This window comes from Megasphaera micronuciformis F0359, from assembly GCF_000165735.1.
GTDB classification, from domain to species: domain Bacteria; phylum Bacillota; class Negativicutes; order Veillonellales; family Megasphaeraceae; genus Megasphaera; species Megasphaera micronuciformis.
In genome coordinates this window covers 1-19303 of record NZ_GL538185.1, presented here as the reverse complement: position 1 = coordinate 19303, position 19303 = coordinate 1, and the positions used below count along the sequence as shown (strand labels likewise).

Below are 19303 nucleotides of genomic sequence, written 5' to 3'. Positions count from 1 at the left end.
CGGCGGCGCGCCCGTGTTCTGTTAGTAGCAGAGTGCGGGCTTTTTTTAGAAGTGAAAAAAAATTCTTGCACTAAAGGATATAAAACACTTATAATTGAATTACTGAAATCCGTAATATAGGTTAATGCAGAGTAGGGGTGATTCATATGAACTGTTTTAAACAGTTGGAATTGGCATCTAATATTTTGTCAATTTGTGTAATCACAATACTATTATTATTACCGTCCATATATATTGATAGCGTAAATATATACGTGAATGGCTTTTTTATTAATGGGCCACTGGCTATAGCGATTGCAATATTTTTACAAATCAAATACTTGCGAATACGAATCGACTTTGAAAAAGAAGACTAGGTTACTGGTCTTCTTTTTCATTTGGGAGCTTTGCATCCAACTTATTGATGGCGTTAGCCATTTTATCCAATTTGCTCAGTGCTTCTGGATTGTTAGCGATTTTTTCGATTAACTTATCTAAATCCTCTGTTGATATATCATGGGATGAATTATTGGGTTTGTTAATTTTACACTTATAAGAGAGCCAAAGAATTTTAAGGCTGAGCGTTCCGCCGTTTTTCTTTGCTGCAGACGTTGCACGAAACATATTAATTGCTATTGTGATTGCTAAAAATCCAATAAGCCCTACCGTTGTAACTATGTATTCTATTGGGCCGGGGGATTGAACGTTTATTTTTAGCTCAGTGGCTTCGATTTCTGAGATTATGTTGGCGGGAAAGTGCGCGGCAATAGCGACCTCTTCAAAACCATAAAGTAACGGTTGAATATCAGAAAGCCGTACCGCTTCTTGCGTGCTAACGCGAAATGTAATATGTGCCTTGTCACCTGACACGTACATACCAGACAACGAGCGGTTTATAAAGCTGGATGAATCTGATACATCCGTGATTACATGATGTGAATATATAGCCTTGAATAAGTAAGGGTCTAGTGAGTCTCGGCTTAGCTTTTTACCCCATTTTACTCTCCTACGTTTGATAAAGGGGCAGCAATTTTCCTGTAATTCGGACTCATTAATAATATACGTATCGCTTGTAATTTCTCCAAAAGCGATATACTGAGAATTTTCACTAGGAATTAGAACAATATCTCCCGGGTTCATTTCCAGCAAGAAGCGCTTTATTTGGTTTACAACAAGCCCGGGTTTTATTTGTTTTCCATCATCTTCAGCTGCTTCAGCTTTTATCTTTTCATACAGTGCTCTTTTAGATGCATTATCTTTTTCTGCTTGTTTAATCAAAGAGGCGTCGATAATCCAATTAAAGCCAACAGCGATGAAGCCTTTACGTAAATATTCATCGTAATATTCGCCACCGTTTGTCCGAACAAACCAATATTTACGATTTGTAATATAGTCCACAACAAATTCACAATTGGGGTTTTCATTAAAGCTAGCTTCCATCGTATCGACTCCTTAAAGAAAATTAATTTTTGCAAGTTTAATATTGGTGAAGTAGCGTCTACACTATTCAGTAATAAAGACTCCGTAAAGGCATCAATGAAATACCTTTAAAAATTTCTAAAAAATAAGGGTATTTTAAGCATACCTTTATTGGGTAAAGGTGTTTTACTCAGCGCTCTATAAAAGTGCAATTCATCGTCTATAAGTTCACTGTAATACTAAAAGAGGACCCCTCCATCTGATGATGGCGAAGTCCTCAGTATCCCAGCCGCGCAATGCGAAGGGGATAGTTCACTATCATCAATATACACTATGGAAGTATTAAATGCAATAGCTATTCATGGGTTAAAACAACGACATTCCCGACTTTTATGAGAGTGGCAGCAAGGCACTTTGTATGTGAGTTATTGATACAGTGAATCTCTGATTTTCTTCATTTCTTCGGGCGTATAGAACTGAGAGGATACTGAGTATGTCTGCTTTTGCCCGTTCTTTTTTAAGACCTCAAAGTTCCACACCTGTTGAGCAAGTCTGTTCTGCCCAAGAATGATAGTGTCAATCTGCCCTGTGGCTTTGTTTTTCGGAATTTTTTTCCCGTTGATTTTGAGAATAATATCACCAACTTCTAACCCCGCCTGCGCCATCGGCATTCCAGGGGTTACTTCAGTGAGCGCGTATCCTCCTTTTTCTTTTTTCGTAGCGAGGTCAAATCCAAACCAGTATAGGCCGTCAAATTTCTCTTTTATCGATGCTAGGTCTTGAACCTCAACTATCGGCGGCAGTGGTTGCGTAAAATTTGCTCCGGTAGCTGCCGAGCGAGTTTCTATGATACTGCAGTTTACACCTACTCCATTAGGAGCGTCAGTGAATGTGAAGGCATGCTTGTCTTCGACCGCGATGGGTATTTCGCCGAACAGCCCCGCGCCGAAAGTGCTGTTAGTTACAATAGTTATGCCATAGTCTGTCGAGGACTCAATAGTGAATGGCTGCCCGCTCTGGGCTGCCGTCTGAACAATCGCATCGCGAATTTGCTGGGGGGTTGCGTTTTTTATAACGGTGTAATACGCCATAGAGTTTAAGGGTAATACTAGAGACATAGCAAGAGTGGCCAATAAAGTTTTTTTAAACATATGATTATCTCCTTTTATATTTAATCTATTTCACTTTGTTTTATAAAAGTGCTCAATACAAGCTCTTTCATACTAATGTTCGGAAAAACCGGTGCACATTTGGCCTCCGATATTTAAAGTTTCCCCCTCAACTCAACGACTTTCCCTAGGATCTGAACGGGAAGGTCGTTTATTTCTTCACTGGAGTAAAAGTGTGGCTCGTATACGTTTGGGTTGGTAGCGATAAGGGTAATACCTCTATCGGACTTACTGACTCGTTTAACGGTAGCCTCATCGCCGTTTACTAGGACAATTGCGATATCTCCGGAGTCCACGTCACTTTGACGCCTAACTATCACTACATCGCCCTCAAGCATCCGTGGCTCCATAGATCGGCCGCGAATCTGTAAGGCAAAAAACTCCCCCGTTGCCGCAAGCTCCGGTGTGATCTCTTCGTAATCTAGAATCTCCTCGACGGCTTCTAAGGGCACTCCCGCTACGACTCTGCCAAGTACGGGGATTTGGACTCCTTTGGGGTGAGTATTGTTGATTTTAATTTTCTGGGAAGGGTCAATGGATCTTAAAAGAACATCTAAATCCATTTCAAGCCCATCGGCAATAGCCTTCATGGTATCAATAGAAGGCACGATGGGTTTGTTTGAACGAGTGTTTTTGCCGCGTTCTATTAGTGATATATATGCCTTGCTCAATCCAACTCGTTTCCCAAACTCTTCCATACTCAGCCCATGGCTTTGGCGATATTCTCTAATTAAATCTCCTATATTCTCCATTAGATACCTCGCTTTCTATTAATCAGATTGTACAGCATGATAAACAAATTTACAAGATTTATGTTTAACATTGTTGACAATCATAGTTTATCATGTTAAACTTGTGACAATCAGAGGAGGTGAGTAGATGGGAATACCTAATCGGTTAAAAGAGGTAAGAGAAGCGGCCGGTCTAACCCAGGCCGAATTAGCTCATCAAGCACACGTAGCTAGAACAATTATTGTTGGAATAGAAAATGGTTCAATAAAGGTTGTTAGAACCAACACTTTAACTAAAATAGCTGATGCGCTTGACGAAAGACTATGTTCTATTTTTTTTACAGAATAAGTTTAACATGATAAACAAAATATAAGAAAAGGAGAAAAGAAAATGGAAGAAAAAGAAAAAGAGCTTCGTATGGACGAAGCTCCGTTTAACAGTAGGAAACACTTGAAACTGTTACATCTTTACATCGAGATTAGAGAGCGAATAGCAGAAACAACCAGGAAGTACCTTAGCGATATTGATGACGAGCAGGAACGCTTAAGCTTGTTGTACTCCTTGGCTGATAGAGGTATTCGTGAAGAGCTACTGAAACTGGCTCGACACAACTTTAAATAGTGTTTCCGTTTCCGTCCCCTTACGGGGTAACGGTGATTAAATCGGACACAGAGAGCAGGTCTATGCATAAAGGCCCGGCAAGTTTCCGTCCCCTTACGGGGCAACAGTAAACCAATTTAAATAAGGAGCTTTCCGGTTTTTTTTAACAACCGGGGGGCCTTACAAGTCTCGAGGGGTTTGTAAGACATAAACGTTAAATCTCCAGTTAGGCTCGGAGTGGATTGTATTTTCAATGGGCCTGGACCGAAAGCCGCAGAGCTCCATGGCTTCGGTAAAACACCGGGAAGTGATGCGCTCCTCAGAGCGCACTGCGTGAATAAACGGCTGCATAAGCCCGTACGCAGATACGTAAGGGTTAATACTGGAGCGAATCGTAAAGTGCGACTTGATGTATTTAATCAAGGCACGCTGCATCTCAGGGGATAAATCCCTAAAGTGGTAAACCCTTACCACCATAACCACCTCCCATACGGGCATTATACCGTGAAACCGTAGTGATTTACAAAATGAAAGGAGATAAAAAGGATGGAAAAAACTAATTTTATTGATTATCTTCGCTCGATGTTAACAGATGACCAGATTGACGTATTAGCCCGGAACTTAGGAAAAAGCCATATCAGTTTTTACGGCCCCGGGTTAGGTAAGACAAAGCTGGTAGAAACCTTGCGTAACGCATGGTTCAAAAACGTCTATGCTCCCGAGGATTGCGATTCTATTCGTTCGGGGTGTATGGCGGTCTGCAATCATGAAGGCGCCATTGCTTTGTGCATGAAAAAAGAATCGTTCTGCGTGCCTTTACCGAACGATTCTTTTTCCAGAGATGAGATTACTTCAAGTCTCGAGGCTTTTTTAGAACGTAAACGTTGAAACGCCAGTTAGAGTTGGGGGTTATCTTGTCGCCGATGAGTTTAGCCCGAAAACCGCAAAGCTCCATAGCTTCGGCGAAACACTGGGATGTAACGTGCTCAGGGGATTGCGCAAGACGAGTAAATCGCTGCTTAAGACCATACGCAGATACGTAAGGGTTTATGCTGGGGCGAACCGTGAAGTGCGATTTGATGTATTTAATCAAGGCAGCCTGCATCTCCTGAGACAAGTCTCGAAAGTGGTAAACATTAGCCAATAAAATCACCTCCTTTCTTTGAGGTGATTTTATCACTAAAAAAGAAGGTGATTAAAACGAAAAAGAAAATACCGACCGCACGATTTATCAACTTTCGTCCTGAACGGCCGCTAGAAGTCGCACTCAATATCTTATATGGGACGGATGAAATCGAATATGTAGTTGAAAGGGTAGAAAGGGGCGACGTCAATGATCATCCTGGTGAATCTAACGTGTGCGATTGTCATCGCCACAGCGGTGTTATTACTGATTAGCGAATTAAAGAGAGGAGATTAAAACATGAAAATCAACGTAACTGTAAACACAGATAATGAAAAGGCCATTAATAAAGCCGTTGAAATGCTCAAAAGAATAGAGAAAGCGTACGACGTAGAGTGCACACTTTCTCTGAATCTGATGACTAGAAATCTCTACAACAGCTCATCAAGTTTGTAGTACACATAGGAGTCGTCGAGGGTTTTCAGCGCCTCTTGTGATGCGTGTTTAGCTTGAAGATGGTCACGGATTTCTTCAAAGTTTTTATGTTTAGGAAAATCCGGGTCTCGTAGCGCATCTTGTGCTAAATCGCCAATGGGCCTATCAACGCCCCTGAACAAAACTAACCACTCATAAAACGACAATGCAGGTGTTTTTTTCAACTTGATCACCTCCTTATACCCAATAGTGTACCCCATAACGAATCACAAAACCACATTTGAAATTAGCTATCAGATATTAAAAAGGAGCTGAGTGCCAATGAAGTTGTGCATGACAGTTGAAGAGGCTGCTAAAGCTGCTTCGGTATCCTACGAACAAATGAGTAGGTGGGCAGCAAATGATGTTGATTTCCCGAGTTTCATAATCGGGCAGCGCGGAGGAAAAAGGCTCATTCACGTAGAGGCTCTCAACGAGTGGCTGCGGAAGAAAGCTGAAATGAGACAAGGCGAACGATTCCGTTAAAGGAGAAGACGTGGAACCTTTAAAAATAAAAATAAAAAAGACTCACGACCAGGCCCGCTTACCCCTTATTACACAAGGGAACGCCTGCTTCGACTTCTACGCACTGGAAGACACGGAGATCAGGTCTATGCATAAAGGCCCGGCAACACTTGTAAGGACAGGACTTGCCTTTGAAATTCCTGAAGGCTACCACATGAAGCTTTTCATGCGAAGTAGCTATGGAGCGAAAAAGAAAATATTCCTTGCCAACTGCGTCGGGATTATCGATAGCAGCTATCGAGGAGAAGTAAGAGGAATCTTCAAGGCGGCAACAGGAAGAGATTCAACGAAATGGATACGAGCCGGGGAGCGATTCATGCAGGGCCTTATTGAAAGGAACATCCCGGTAGAGTTTGAAGAAGCGGATAAATTAAGTCAAACCGATCGTGGTGAAGGCGGATTCGGGAGCACCGGAGAATAGGGAGGAAACTGAAATGGTAAATACACTGGTAACTATTACGTGCGCAATTGTAATTGCCTGGGCGTTATGGATAGCGCTCGACATAATTCAAAAAGGAGGTAAGCGTTGAAAGCGATAACCCTACAAAAGCCGCCTGATTGGGTTAACAGGCGGTACTACGAAATCAGAAACAGGCCGGTAAAAAATCCCGAAAGCATCCGGTTCACTTATAAAGATGCCATAGAAGTTATCTTTGGCGCAATAATAGCCCATTTGTTTATAGTAGTTCTCGCTGTGATGTAAAGGTGTAATGAGATGAATTGCGAGAACTGCCCTAATAAAGATTATTGTATCCCCGATGAATGCATAGAAAAATGGCCGCTCCCTGCAGCATTAGGAAGCGACCAAAGCAAAGAAATATAAGAGGATACAAATATTATAACACAAAGGAGAATGTACATGAAATACGTAGGTGTGACACATAACTTTAACGACATGGATTATACGGACATTACGAGGTTCAGTATAGGAAGAATATACTGGTTCAAGTTCTATGAAGACGACCTCGGGCCGTTAGATGACGTTAGCATCGGGCAATATGTAGTCGTAGACACGTGCCGGGGCTTAGCCGTCGGCCGTATTGTTAAGAAGTCAGACGGGGGTATTAACTTAGCGCTTAACGCGGGCATGAGCGAGGAGAACGTAACTCGTCAAGTTGTCGACTTCGTGAACATCGAGCATATAGTAGCTCGTAATAAACTTATTAAAGAGGTCGGTAAAGCCGAAAAAGCTATGTGCGACTGGATTAACAAGAACAGCATAGAAGACGTATATACCATCCTTGCGGATCAGTCGGTTGAGTTTAAAGACTTGCTTTATGCTCGCGACCAATTAGTTAAGAAACTTGAAGCTGAAAAATAGGAGGCATATGAAACTATGTTAAAAATCACCTTTGAAGGAAACGCGAAATCAGTAATGTTTGAAATGAAGGCTCTCGTAAACGCGTTAAGCAGCACTAATGGGAAGGAAGCAAAGGAAGTCTTTACGCCGGTACCTGAATCGGCCGTAGAAATGCCGAAGAACTGGACGACTCAGGACGTACAGCCCGAAGAACCGGCAAAGGAAGAAGCTAAACCTGCGGAAGATCCGATGGCGGCCGTACCCGTTGCCGCCGTCAAAGAATATAAATTAGAAGAGCTGCAAGTAGCGATGCAGCCCTTCATCAATACAAAACTTGCAGAACTTCAAGCCCTTCTTGCTAAGTACAAAGTTGTAAGCCTGGTCGACCTTCCGAAAGACCAATACGGCGTATTTGCAGCTGACTTACGGGCATTGGGGGCGCAAATCTAATGCCGACTCAACACGCAGTATTATCCGCAAGTAGCGCGCACCGGTGGCTGCACTGCACCGGTAGCCCGCTTCTTGAAAAAGAATTCCCCGATACTACATCGGTTTATGCGCAAGAGGGCACGCTTGCGCATGAGCTCTGCGAACTGAAGCTCAAGAAGTATACGACCGTAATGACTAAGGGAACGTATACAAGAGCGCACAACAAGATAATGAAGTCCGAGCTGTGGCAGAACGAGATGGAAGGAACGTCAGAAGCCTATCTCGAGTACGTTAAAGGAATTATGCTGGCGTGCGAAATAGCCCCTGCTGTACTTATCGAGAAAAGGGTCGACTTTAGTCGCTACGTCCCCGAGGGCTTTGGAACAGCCGACTGCTTAATATTAGCCGGCGATACGCTGCACGTCATCGATTATAAGCACGGTAAGGGTGTTGTGGTCGATGCAGATCATAATCCGCAGATGATGCTCTACGCTCTAGGAGCTATGGACGAGTTGTCATTATTGTACCGCTTCAAATCGGTCCATATGGTTATCGTACAGCCTCGAGTTAACAACATATCGGAGTTCACGATGTCGGCCGACGAACTTATCGAATGGGGTGAAACGGTCGTTAAGCCGAAGGCCGAAGCGGCCATATCGGGCAACGGAACGTTTGAAGCAGGTGATTGGTGCCGCTTCTGTAGAGCCAAGCAGCAGTGCAAGACGCGGTACGAGTCGAATGACTCATTATATCCTGAGCTGTCAGCACGGCACGATCCGAGGCTTATTACGCTTGAGGAACTTGGTGAATATCTAAAGCGTGGTCGTGATATGGCTGCCTGGCTCGAAGATATGAAGGAGTATGCGCTGTCTGAATCTCTAGCCGGTGCAGATGTACCGGGTTGGAAGGCTGTTGAAGGTCGCGGTAGTAGGGCATTTACCGATACAGACGAGGCGGTCGATATTCTCATCAAGAACGGAATCGATGAGAGTGTTCTCTACGAACGCCGAGTTTTGACACTGGCTCAAATGGAAAAGGCCGTTGGTAAGAAGGCCTTCGGAGAGATTGTTGGGAATCTCGTCGTGAAGAACCCCGGTAAGCCGACCCTTGTCGAAGAATCTGATAAAAGACCCAAAATCACTAACCAGCCGACAGCGGCTGACGTATTTAATTCTTAATTCATGGAGGTATTAACTATGTTTACACCGAAAGCAACCGAAGTATTACTCAAGAATGTTCGTCTGTCTTACGTTCATATCATGGAGCCGCACACGGCTCCGAACCAGACAAAGCCGAAGTACTCGACTACGATTCTCCTGCCGAAGAGTGACGTAGCGCAAAAACAAGCAATTGACGCAGCCATTGCCGCCGCTGTTGAAGAAGGCCGTCAGAAGTACGGCGCGAAGAGCGTACCGGCTAAGCCGAAAACCCCCGTATGGGACGGCGACGGGTATACGCAAAACGGCAAAGAGTTCGGCCCTGAAGCGAAAGGTCATTGGGTCTTTACCGCATGGCAAGACCCCAAGTATAAGGTTGAAGTCGTTGATATGACGGGTGCACCGATTACCGATCATGCGCAAGTTTACTCTGGTATGTACGCCAATGTTCTTGTAACGTTCTATTACTACGATAACCAATCTCAAGGCATTGCGTGCAGCTTAGGGCCTGTTCAAAAAGTCCGCGACGGTGAAGCCCTCGGAGGAGCCCCCGCTTCTGCAGCTTCAGTATTCGGAGCACCGCAAGGGAGCGCGGCAAACGTATACGGCGGCGTAGATGCGGCTCCGCAGGTTAACCCGATTACCGGTCAGCCGATGTAGGCCCAAATGCGGCACCTCAACATTGACATAGAAACGTATTCGCCGAACGACATCTCGTTCGGCGTTTACAAATATTCCGAATCCGAAGAATTCGAGATATTACTGTTCTCTTATGCCTACGCCTTCGGGGAGGTTCACGTTGTAGACCTGGCGTCAGGCGAGACAATACCCGATGATGTAGTACTCGACCTTAAAAGAGACGAAGTCATAAAGCATGCATATAACGCGCAGTTTGAAATTACTTGCTTAAATCGTGCCGGGTATCAGACCTTCGTCGAACAGTGGAGATGCACGATGATTCACGGGGCATATCTCGGGTACCCGATGGGTCTAGCAAAACTCGGCAAGGCCCTGGGGCTTACTCAAGACAAGATGAAGGATAAAGCAGGGGCAGCACTTATACGGTACTTCTCGGTGCCTTGTAAGCCGACGAAGAAGAACGGCGGCCGCACGAGAAACCTGCCGAAGCATGATCCTGACAAGTGGGCGGCGTATATCGCCTACAACAAGCAAGACGTCGTCACTGAGATGGAGTGCTACAGAAGACTGTCCGCGTTCCCTGTCCCTGAAGAAGTCGAAAAGCAGTGGCAAGTAGACATTCGTATGAACGCTACGGGTGTTGGCATTGACCGGCAGCTGGTAGACGGAGCCCTTACAATCGACGAAGAGAACAAGAAGGCGCTCCTAGAAGAGGCCTATGAGCTGACGGGGCTCAGCAATCCGAACAGTCGTAACCAACTGCTCGATTGGCTCAACTCCAACACGAACCTTGAGCTTGAGAAGCTTACGAAGGACTCAGTGGCCGCAGCCATGACAGACGCCGACGACCTGGCGAAGAAGGTCCTCACCATCCGTAAGAAACTTGCCAAGTCGTCCGTATCGAAGTACGAGATGATGGCAAGCGCCACAGGTCAAGACGGCCGTCTACGAGGTACGCTCCAGTTCTACGGGGCGAACCGAACCGGTCGATGGGCGGGTCGGCTCTTACAAGTACAGAACCTGCCGAGGAACTACATTACGAACCTCGACACCGCCCGTAGCCTCGTCAAAGCTTCCAATCGAGTAGGCCTGGGGCTCTTATTCGGAGATGTATCTGATACGCTCTCACAGCTCATCAGAACGGCCATTATCGCTAAGGAAGGATATACGTTATGCGTAGCCGACTTCTCAGCTATTGAAGCTCGCGTTATTGCTTGGTTATCCGGCGAGACGTGGCGGCAGAAGGTCTTCGCTGAAGGTGGCGACATCTATTGTGCATCCGCTTCTTCGATGTTCGGGGTCCCCGTTGTGAAGCACGGCGTGAACGGGCACTTAAGGCAGAAAGGAAAAGTAGCAGAACTCGCCCTGGGCTATCAAGGCGGGGTCAACGCTTTGAAGGCCATGGGGGCTCTTGATATGGGCCTTACGGAAGAAGAGCTGCCGAATATCGTGGGGCTCTGGCGGCAAGCATCTCCTAACATCGTAAAGTTCTGGTACACGGTTGAAAAGGCCGCCGTGTACACGGTTACGACCGGTAATCCGATGACTCTTGACCACGGCATTACGTTTCGCCTGGAAGTCGACCCGTTCTACGGATATCGGTATATGACGATTGAGCTGCCGTCTGGGCGTAAGCTCTTCTATCCTGATCCGCACATCAAGTTGAATAACTTCGATAAGGAAGCGGTACACTTCAAGACTCAGCTCAATAACGCCTGGGTAACGGAGTCAACTTACGGAGGGAAACTCGTTGAAAACATCACACAGGCCGTCGCTCGTGACTGCTTAGCTCTTACACTGATGCGGTTATCAGGCAACGGTCTACCGGCTATTATGCACATCCACGACGAAGCGGTGATAGAAGTACCGAAGGACGAGGCAGACGAGTATCTGGATATTGTCGAGAAGACGTTTGCGCTTCCTATCCCGTGGGCGGAAGGATTAGCGCTCACAGCCGCAGGATTCACCAATGATTACTACATGAAGGATTGATAGTGATGAATAACGACAAAAAAATATCAATCAGCATAGGTGCGAGTCGGTGGTCTATGCAGTGGACACAGACAACGATGCTCTGGTCCGAACTGTGCGACCGCCTCAAGACCCCTGTACGGACCGAGGAGACCGTCGAAGAGTATCACAAGATGAAGAAGGCCGACAAGGGCAAGCTCAAGGACATCGGCGGCTTCGTCGGCGGCACTCTCAGCGGTCTTCAGCGTAAGGCTATCAACGTGACTGGTCGTGACCTCATTACGCTTGATCTGGACTCGATTAGCCCGGGTGACACGGACCATGTCGTGCGTACGGTTGATAGTCTCGGCATGGCATACGCTATCTACTCAACGAGGTCCCATACGGAGCACCGTCCGAGGCTACGGGTAGTTGTACCGACGGATCGAACGATGACCGTTGACGAATATGAACCGATAGCCCGTAAACTGGCGTCTCTCATAGGCATCGGCATGTGTGATGGCACGACGTTTGAGGCATCCAGGCTTATGTATTGGCCGAGTTGCCCGAAAGACGCGCAGTACGTCTTCCACTACGGCGATAAACGCTTCCTTTCAGCAGACGGCATGCTGGGGCTATACGATGATTGGCACGATGTACGGTCCTGGCCGCAAGTGCCGGGACACGAGGCGTCACAGCGTGAACGGCAGCTCTTAGCTAAGCAGGGGGACCCGAAGACGAAGCACGGTATCGTCGGAGCCTTCTGCCGGGTCTACAACATCCGTGAGGCTCTCGACGAGTATCTACCGCATGCGTATACGGCTGTTGAAGGCTCCGCGGACCGTCTGACCTTTGCTACAGGCTCTACGGTAGCGGGGGCGGTTATCTACGACGATGGCCAGTTCTTATATAGCCACCACAACACCGACCCGGGGGGCGGTCAGCTCGTGAACGCCTTCGACTTGGTGCGGCTTCACAAGTTCCACGACTTGGACGAGACAGCCAAAGACGGCACGCCCGTTCATAAGCTGCCGTCTTATACGGCTATGAGTAAGCTTGTGATGCAAGATAATGCGGTTGTAGCCGAGCTTAATGCCGCTAGAGCCCAGGAGTCGGCGCAGAACGTCTTTGCCGACCTCATACAGAAGGAAGAAAAGGGCAAGCAAGAGATTACGGACCTAAACCCGAACGCCTTAACAGATGTCGAATGGATGAAGACCTCGACATTACGGTATGACGACAACGGACGGGTCAAACCGACGCTTGACAACATGCTAAAGATACTCGTGCATGACCAAGCCCTTTCAGGCCGTGTCGCTTACGACCGATTCGCGTCAAGGTACGTGGCCAAAGGGGCGCTGCCGTGGAATATGACACCCGGAACTAGGCTTTGGACAGATGCTGACGATGCAGGATTACGTTGGTATTTAGAGAATAAATACGAAGTTACAGGCCGTGATAAAGTCCAAGATGCGATGATCATGTGCGCCGAACAAAATGGGTTTAATGAAGTTCTGGATTACTTGAACAGCCTTAAATGGGATGGCATAGAACGACTCGATAAGCTATTTATCGACTACCTTGGGGCAGAGGACAATGTCTACACCCGCGCCGTAGCCCGTAAATCCCTCACAGCAGCTGTAGCACGGGCGTTTGAGCCCGGGTGCAAGTATGACACCATGCCGATATTAATCGGCCGTCAGGGAGCCGGTAAGAGTACATTAATTCGAACGATGGGTAAGAAGTGGTACGCTGACGGCTTATCAACTTTTGAAGGTAAAGAAGCGGCCGAGAACATCCAAGGAAAATGGATTATCGAAGCAGGCGAAATGGCAGGGTATACAAGAGCCGAAGAGAACGCATCAAAGCAATTCTTATCGCGGCAAGTAGATGTATTCAGGCAAGCGTATGGTAGGCGAACACAAGAGTACCCCAGACGCTGCGTATTTTTCGGAAGTTCTAATCAGTATGAGTTTTTAAAGGATATTACCGGTAATCGTCGCTTTTGGCCCGTGGACATCGAGGCGCAGAAGCCTACGAAGAACGTATATGTGAATCTTCCTGGTGAAGTAGACCAAATCTGGGCGGAGGCCGTCGTAAGGTACAAGAATGGTGAGTCACTCATTATCGAGGACAATGAAGCGGCCTTAAAGATAGCAGAAACAGCACGAGAGGCCCATATGGAGTCTAATTCTAAGCAAGGCCTTATCAATGAGTTCTTATTACAAAAAGTACCGAAAAACTGGAATACGATGAGCCGATCGGCCAGACGTACGTACCTTACCATGGGCAGTCACACGCCCGACGAAGACCTCGAATACAGAGACCGTATATGTGCGGTAGAAGTCTGGTACGAATGCTTTGGCCAAGACCCGGCACGAATGAAGAAAGTCGATACCCGGGAGATAAATCAAATTCTGATGGACTCGCCGTATACGGAAGGCGGAAGTAAAGTTATGAGATTTGGAGAGTATGGAAAACAGCGTGGGTTTAAAATCAATCAAGAAAAAGCGGAAAAGGCAGTTTAATTTATATCGGGATGTGTCAACATTCTACCGTCAACATGTTAGAAAAGCGTCAACATTCTACCCGATTTTGTCAACATTCTCAGGAAAATGTTGACAGAGGTATGTCAACAAACTTTTAGAATGTTGACACCTAATGTTGCCGCATAGAACTAGTGTTTATCTATATTTATAGGACTTGTAAACAATGTCAACATTTATTTTAAAAGGTATAAAAAGTAAGTAATTAAAGGATATATATCGTCCTTTACGCCCTTAAATACGGGCAAGTGTACGGGCGCGCGCGTGTGCGCAAAATATGCGCGCGATTATACAACAAACGGAAAGGAGTGTCAATAGGAAAATGCTGGAAAGAGACATCGAGAAAAAATTAGTGGCAGGCGTGAAAAAGTTGGGCGGTCGGGCTTATAAATTTGTATCACCGGGAAATATTGGAGTACCTGACCGAATTGTCATATGGCCTGACGGCAGTATCGAATTCATCGAGCTTAAAACAGCAAAGGGGCAGTTGTCAAAAACACAGGCCACACAGATTGCCCGACTGCAAGCGATGGAGTGCAACGTACATATCCTGTACGGCATGGACGCCGTGAACGCATATCTCAATGTGAGGTCAATGAAACATGGAGTTTAAGCCGCATCCGTATCAAGCCTATTGCATTGATAGGGTCATAAAACAGCCGAAGATAGGGCTCTTCCTGGATATGGGTCTTGGGAAAACCATCATCACCTTACAGGCAATATACGAACTAAAGTATAACCGCTTCGCCGTGCAGAAGGTTTTAATCATTGCCCCGAAGAAGGTAGCCGAAGCGACATGGCAACGGGAAGCACAGAAGTGGGACGGAGTTGGAATCCTTCGGATTTCAACGGTCCTGGGGAGCCTTAGTAAGAGAGTAAAGGCCTTGAACACTCCGGCCGATATCTACATCATCAATCGGGATAATGTGACCTGGCTGGTCGACTACTACAAGAACGACTGGCCGTTTGATATGGTAGTGGCCGATGAGTCCAGCAGCTTTAAAAACCATGCGGCAAAACGATTCAAGTCGTTAGCCCATATGTATAATCACATCAAACGGATGGTACTTCTTACGGGAACGCCTACACCTAAAGGGTTGATTGACCTGTGGGCGCAAATCTATTTGCTGGATCGAGGGCAGTCCCTGGGGCGAACATACACGAGCTTTAGGGAGCACTACTTTATACCCGATCAGCGGTCACAGACGGTTATCTACAGTTACAAGCCTAAAGATACGGCAGAAGGTGATGTACTTAGAGCCATATCTCATCTGTGTGTGTCTATGAAATCGGAAGACTACCTGACGCTACCGCCTGTTATTGAAGATATCGTACCGGTGCAATTATCGCCGAAGGCACAACGAGATTATGACGAGATGGAAACACGGATGGTACTGGAGCTTGTCGAAAGCGGCGAAGAAATTACAGCCGTATCGGCGGCAGCACTATCAACGAAATTACAGCAGCTGGCAAACGGTGCAGTATACGATGAGCTTCGCAACGTACATGAGATACATGATTGTAAGATTGAAGCGTTTAAGGAACTGATTGAACAGCTATCCGGAAAGCCGGCACTGGTGTTCTATAACTTCAAGCATGACCTTGAGCGGTTGAAAGCGGCACTGGACAAGTCGAAATTAATCGTAAAGGAGTTAAAAGGCGCCACGGAAGAGCGAGAGTGGAACGAAGGAAAGATTGATGTACTCTTGGCGCATCCTGCAAGTACGGCATACGGGTTGAATCTTCAAGACGGGGGCAACCACGTTATATGGTTCGGCCTGAACTGGAGCCTTGAGTTATACCAACAGGCTAATAAGAGACTTCACCGCCAAGGGCAAAGAGAGAAGGTCATCATTCATCATCTCATCAGTATCGGTACCCGAGATGAGGATATGATGGAAGCATTAAATCGAAAGGCCGACGCACAGGAGTACGTATTACAGAGTCTAAAAGCAAGAATTGATAAAGTGAAAGGAGAACAAAAGCATGGATAACCTTCAGAAGAAATTAGTGCAGGGAATATTTGAATTATGGAACATAGCGCAAATAGATGAAGAAAAATTCTATAGCCAAGACATTCCCGATATAGGGTTTGTATCTGCCAAGAAGTATGTTCTCATAAGACTTCCGAAGGGGTGCCCGCATCCATTTAAAGCGGACCGAAAAAATGAAAACATACGCCAACGTATGAGAAAAATAATTACAAATGGTAAAGCGGAACGTGTTTTTGATACTGGTGAAACAAAAATCGTAGAGGGAAATATTAAAGCAAAAAAGTTTATATATGGCACAGAGGGTCAGGAAATCTTAGTGTCAGAATTTTTATATGAATATTTGCCGCTGTCAGCTAAAAGCATCGATGTATACGACGATCGGGTGCTTCGGGTATACATTGCGGGTGAAGAATTACCGGTAGTTATTGTTTCCATAATTAAAAACCCTGGGGGTGATGCGTAATGACAAACATATCAAGAAGCCCCATAAACGGACAAATTGAAGCCGACGATATTAAGAGCCCGAACCACTATACCTGGAGAGGTAAGGTGTGCGAAGAAATTATAGGCGAGCTTACACAGGGGGCTGAGGGTAAAGAGGCGTACTATCTCGGGGCTGTTGTGAAGTACTTGTACCGATATCCGAAGAAAGGCACACCTTTAAAAGATTTACAGAAAGCCAAACAGTACATTGACATGTTGATGGTTCTGAAAGGAAACGCTGATGATTAGGAATACTAAAAATCTTATCGAATTTTGGCTTCTGTGTGGTTTTACCATAGCCGTTAGTATAATTGTAGCCTTGGCCATAACAAACGCGTTATGGGCGTACATTAACGAAAAATTATCGATATTGGGTGTAGCAGTCGCCACGATTGGGCTTGCTGTTGAAATATTAACCCTAAAATTTGTGTTGTGGATAACAAGATAAGGAGAGAAAAACATGGAAAACAAATTACTGCAATTAAAAGAAGCGGAGCTTTGTGCTACCGAGATAGTCATAAAGATATCTGCTACCGCCATTGCCATTGCAAGATGTGAGATTGAGCCGGATAATGCAGGCGCGATAAAAGAAGTGATAGGGGTCCTTCATGCAAAATCCAATGAAATGCTGACCCTTTTAAGCAAGGAAGTGGAAGCCAATGAAAATTCTTGATGTGTGCTGCGGCAGCCGTATGTTTTATTATGACAAAGAAAGTCCTCTTGTAACTTATATGGACATCCGAGAAGGAGAGGTTGAATTATCCGACGGACGAAAGATTACTGTTAAACCCGATATCGTTGGAGACTTTAGGGCGATTCCGTTTTACAACGAGACATACGACATGGTTGTCTTTGACCCGCCCCATTTACTTCGAGTCGGGAAGAGCTCTTGGTTAGCTAAGAAGTACGGGGTATTAAACAAAGACACTTGGGAAAGCGATTTACGAGTTGGCTTTTACGAGTGTTTCCGAGTTTTGAAGAAAGGCGGCGTACTGATATTTAAGTGGAGTACAGACCAGATACCTTTGAAGCAGGTACTAGAGTTAGCAATTCGACACCCCTTGTTCGGGGATAAACGAGGAAAGACTCACTGGATTATATTTGTGAAAGGATGAGAGCTATGAATTTTATTAGAGAAAATGGTATTGTGATCGAATTTGTAATTCGGACGTTTTTATTGGTGGATTTTGCAACGATAATTCTAATTTTTCTTGGTTTATGTATTAACCAGGAAGCCGGCGTTTACATGACCCTGTTTTATGCGATGGCACTGGGGGCTTTACTTTATGCCGGCATTGTTAAGTTCCTGTTTAAACTTATCGAGCATTGGGAAGAGGCGTGAAATGACGGCTAAAGAGTATTTGGAATACGTTCGAAGTTTGGATACTCGATTACGAATAAAGGAGCTTGAGATAACGCAACTGCGGAACGATATTTGTAGCATACAGGCGTTGGACTATAGCAGGGATAAGATTACCGGCGGCAGCCCGATTGATATATCGGGGAAAATTGTAAGACTCGATGAGCTGATTCGTAAGGCAAACGAGGACTGGGATAGGCTAATTGACGAAAGGGAAAAGGCAAAGCGCCTTATTGCAGCGATTGAAAGTGAAAAGCAGCGAGAAGTATTAACGCGAAGGTACATCTCTAATGAGCGCTGGGAGGCGATAGCGTTTAGCATGGGGATTTCGTGGCCGAGCACGCATCGGCTGCACCATCGAGCGTTAAAAAATTTTCAAAAATATTTAGGGGGGGGGGTACTAAAATGATACACTCTTGACATGATATAGTGTATGTGTGAAGAGTACGGAAAGGCCTACGGGCCCCCGTGCGAGTATGGGGCAGTCATCCCTGCGGAGACCTGTTCGATGAGGGTTGCTGCGGTAGCCCTCAACTACTAATTTCAACGTAGTTTTATTTACAGCCGAGGCGGCGTCTATTGCAGGCGTCGCCTTTGCCGTTTGCTTGTGTGGGCCGTAACAAAGAAACAGCCCCAAGTCGTTATGACCCGGGGCTGTTTCTTGAGAGATGAAGATGCAAATGAAGTGATCCATGTCTTACTTGGTATCATGGAATTCGAAATTCATCTCGAGTATATATCTAATTTTAGAAGCTGTAAAGTATTTCATCGGATAGGTTGTGAGCGATGAAGATACTACATGTAGAAAATTCTTGTATAAAAGAGCGCGAGAAACGACATGTGGTGTAGTCTATTCTTATTTATCAAAGCGCAATGCTATTTGGTAATTAGTAATCTAGATACATGATTGAGGCGTCGTATCAAGGAGAGTCATGGTGAATCAAACGAAAGTACAATGCTGTCGCAGGTCCTGCTTAAACAATCATAAAGGTGTATGCTCTGCTAACGTAATACATATCGGTGGGACAGGCGCGTGCAAGTGTTTCGTTGCAGCCAAACATGCCATGAACCATTCCAGGTACGGCGCTTCAAGGAGGTGAGGTAATGCCGCAAAAGAGTTTACACGTGTGCTGTTATCCGGGCTGCCATGAGCTTACCCGTGACAGGTATTGCGAAAAGCACCGCAAGACTTCATACGATAGCAGACGGCAAAGCGCCGCCAAACGAGGCTACGGTTCGAAGTGGAACAAGGCCAGGTTAGCATTTTTAGCCGAGCATCCTACCTGTGAATGCGAGCGGTGCAAGGCATCAGGCCAGCCGCTACCTGCGGATGTGGTGGACCACGTTATTCCGCACCGAGGCAATCAGAAGCTGTTCTGGGATATGAAGAATTGGCAAGCCATGAATCACGTGTGCCACAATCG

The 19303-nt window shown here is 45.8% G+C and carries 24 protein-coding genes; 20 read left to right on the top strand and 4 right to left on the bottom strand.

Annotated features, from left to right (window positions below; genetic code table 11):
• Window positions 1-357: 357 nt before the first annotated feature.
• The 3 genes from HMPREF9429_RS08830 to HMPREF9429_RS01955 form a co-directional block, all read right to left on the bottom strand.
• Window positions 358-1419 (bottom strand): hypothetical protein, encoded by a 1062-nt coding sequence (locus HMPREF9429_RS08830; RefSeq protein ID WP_006941232.1) that lies wholly within the window; start codon window positions 1417-1419, stop codon window positions 358-360.
• Between the two features lie 404 nt (window positions 1420-1823).
• The gene (locus HMPREF9429_RS01960) at window positions 1824-2549 is read right to left on the bottom strand and encodes a PDZ domain-containing protein (protein ID WP_006941231.1); all 726 of its coding nucleotides are present in this window, start codon (window positions 2547-2549) and stop codon (window positions 1824-1826) included.
• A gap of 113 nt (window positions 2550-2662) precedes the next feature.
• Window positions 2663-3319, bottom strand: a complete 657-nt coding sequence (locus HMPREF9429_RS01955; protein ID WP_006941230.1) for a LexA family protein — start codon at window positions 3317-3319, stop codon at window positions 2663-2665.
• Window positions 3320-3446: 127 nt separating this feature from the next.
• Here HMPREF9429_RS01955 and HMPREF9429_RS01950 point away from each other — a divergent pair, with 127 nt between their 5' ends.
• The 3 genes from HMPREF9429_RS01950 (at window position 3447) to HMPREF9429_RS01940 (ending at window position 4787) form a co-directional block, all read left to right on the top strand.
• Window positions 3447-3647, top strand: a complete 201-nt coding sequence (locus tag HMPREF9429_RS01950; RefSeq protein ID WP_006941229.1) for a helix-turn-helix transcriptional regulator — start codon at window positions 3447-3449, stop codon at window positions 3645-3647.
• 42 nt (window positions 3648-3689) lie between these two features.
• On the top strand, window positions 3690-3920 hold the full coding sequence (locus tag HMPREF9429_RS01945; protein ID WP_006941228.1) for a hypothetical protein: 231 nt from the start codon (window positions 3690-3692) through the stop codon (window positions 3918-3920).
• A gap of 525 nt (window positions 3921-4445) precedes the next feature.
• On the top strand, window positions 4446-4787 hold the full coding sequence (locus HMPREF9429_RS01940) for a hypothetical protein (protein WP_006941227.1): 342 nt from the start codon (window positions 4446-4448) through the stop codon (window positions 4785-4787).
• A gap of 666 nt (window positions 4788-5453) precedes the next feature.
• Here HMPREF9429_RS01940 and HMPREF9429_RS01935 read toward each other — a convergent pair.
• A complete protein-coding gene (locus HMPREF9429_RS01935) occupies window positions 5454-5681 on the bottom strand; it encodes a sterile alpha motif-like domain-containing protein (RefSeq protein WP_198005669.1) in 228 nt (75 codons plus the stop codon).
• A 97-nt stretch (window positions 5682-5778) separates the two neighbouring features.
• On the opposite strand from HMPREF9429_RS01935, the gene HMPREF9429_RS01930 reads away from it, so the two are divergent.
• The 17 genes from HMPREF9429_RS01930 to HMPREF9429_RS01845 all read left to right on the top strand — a co-directional run.
• The gene (locus HMPREF9429_RS01930; protein ID WP_006941224.1) at window positions 5779-5982 is read left to right on the top strand and encodes a helix-turn-helix domain-containing protein; all 204 of its coding nucleotides are present in this window, start codon (window positions 5779-5781) and stop codon (window positions 5980-5982) included.
• A 10-nt stretch (window positions 5983-5992) separates the two neighbouring features.
• A complete protein-coding gene (gene dut, locus HMPREF9429_RS01925; protein WP_006941223.1) occupies window positions 5993-6442 on the top strand; it encodes a dUTP diphosphatase in 450 nt (149 codons plus the stop codon).
• 438 nt (window positions 6443-6880) lie between these two features.
• On the top strand, window positions 6881-7342 hold the full coding sequence (locus HMPREF9429_RS01920; RefSeq protein ID WP_040773353.1) for a hypothetical protein: 462 nt from the start codon (window positions 6881-6883) through the stop codon (window positions 7340-7342).
• 15 nt (window positions 7343-7357) lie between these two features.
• Window positions 7358-7771 (top strand): hypothetical protein, encoded by a 414-nt coding sequence (locus tag HMPREF9429_RS08825; RefSeq protein ID WP_006941221.1) that lies wholly within the window; start codon window positions 7358-7360, stop codon window positions 7769-7771.
• Window positions 7771-8928, top strand: coding sequence for a DUF2800 domain-containing protein (locus HMPREF9429_RS01910; RefSeq protein WP_006941220.1), 1158 nt, complete (start codon window positions 7771-7773; stop codon window positions 8926-8928). The genes HMPREF9429_RS08825 and HMPREF9429_RS01910 overlap by 1 nt, the downstream gene beginning before the upstream one ends.
• An 18-nt stretch (window positions 8929-8946) precedes the next feature.
• A complete protein-coding gene (locus HMPREF9429_RS01905) occupies window positions 8947-9567 on the top strand; it encodes a DUF2815 family protein (protein WP_156780696.1) in 621 nt (206 codons plus the stop codon).
• A 528-nt stretch (window positions 9568-10095) separates the two neighbouring features.
• Complete coding sequence (locus tag HMPREF9429_RS01900; RefSeq protein ID WP_269479164.1) at window positions 10096-11538, top strand: DNA polymerase; 1443 nt, start codon at window positions 10096-10098, stop codon at window positions 11536-11538.
• Window positions 11539-11543: 5 nt separating this feature from the next.
• The gene (locus HMPREF9429_RS01895) at window positions 11544-14024 is read left to right on the top strand and encodes a virulence-associated E family protein (protein WP_006941217.1); all 2481 of its coding nucleotides are present in this window, start codon (window positions 11544-11546) and stop codon (window positions 14022-14024) included.
• Window positions 14025-14364: 340 nt separating this feature from the next.
• On the top strand, window positions 14365-14655 hold the full coding sequence (locus HMPREF9429_RS01890) for a VRR-NUC domain-containing protein (protein ID WP_040773350.1): 291 nt from the start codon (window positions 14365-14367) through the stop codon (window positions 14653-14655).
• A complete protein-coding gene (locus HMPREF9429_RS01885) occupies window positions 14645-16036 on the top strand; it encodes a DEAD/DEAH box helicase (protein WP_006941215.1) in 1392 nt (463 codons plus the stop codon). The genes HMPREF9429_RS01890 and HMPREF9429_RS01885 overlap by 11 nt, the downstream gene beginning before the upstream one ends.
• A complete protein-coding gene (locus HMPREF9429_RS01880; protein ID WP_006941214.1) occupies window positions 16029-16499 on the top strand; it encodes a hypothetical protein in 471 nt (156 codons plus the stop codon). Before HMPREF9429_RS01885 ends, HMPREF9429_RS01880 begins: the two co-directional genes overlap by 8 nt.
• On the top strand, window positions 16499-16768 hold the full coding sequence (locus HMPREF9429_RS01875) for a DUF3310 domain-containing protein (protein WP_006941213.1): 270 nt from the start codon (window positions 16499-16501) through the stop codon (window positions 16766-16768). Before HMPREF9429_RS01880 ends, HMPREF9429_RS01875 begins: the two co-directional genes overlap by 1 nt.
• A gap of 211 nt (window positions 16769-16979) precedes the next feature.
• Window positions 16980-17192, top strand: a complete 213-nt coding sequence (locus HMPREF9429_RS01865; protein ID WP_006941211.1) for a hypothetical protein — start codon at window positions 16980-16982, stop codon at window positions 17190-17192.
• Window positions 17179-17634 (top strand): class I SAM-dependent methyltransferase, encoded by a 456-nt coding sequence (locus tag HMPREF9429_RS01860; RefSeq protein WP_006941210.1) that lies wholly within the window; start codon window positions 17179-17181, stop codon window positions 17632-17634. Before HMPREF9429_RS01865 ends, HMPREF9429_RS01860 begins: the two co-directional genes overlap by 14 nt.
• 5 nt (window positions 17635-17639) lie before the next feature.
• On the top strand, window positions 17640-17861 hold the full coding sequence (locus HMPREF9429_RS01855; RefSeq protein WP_040773347.1) for a hypothetical protein: 222 nt from the start codon (window positions 17640-17642) through the stop codon (window positions 17859-17861).
• A 1-nt stretch (window position 17862) separates the two neighbouring features.
• On the top strand, window positions 17863-18288 hold the full coding sequence (locus HMPREF9429_RS01850) for an RNA polymerase sigma factor (protein ID WP_006941208.1): 426 nt from the start codon (window positions 17863-17865) through the stop codon (window positions 18286-18288).
• A gap of 695 nt (window positions 18289-18983) precedes the next feature.
• Window positions 18984-19303 (top strand): HNH endonuclease (locus HMPREF9429_RS01845; protein ID WP_006941207.1); only part of this gene is annotated, 320 nt, incomplete at its 3' end.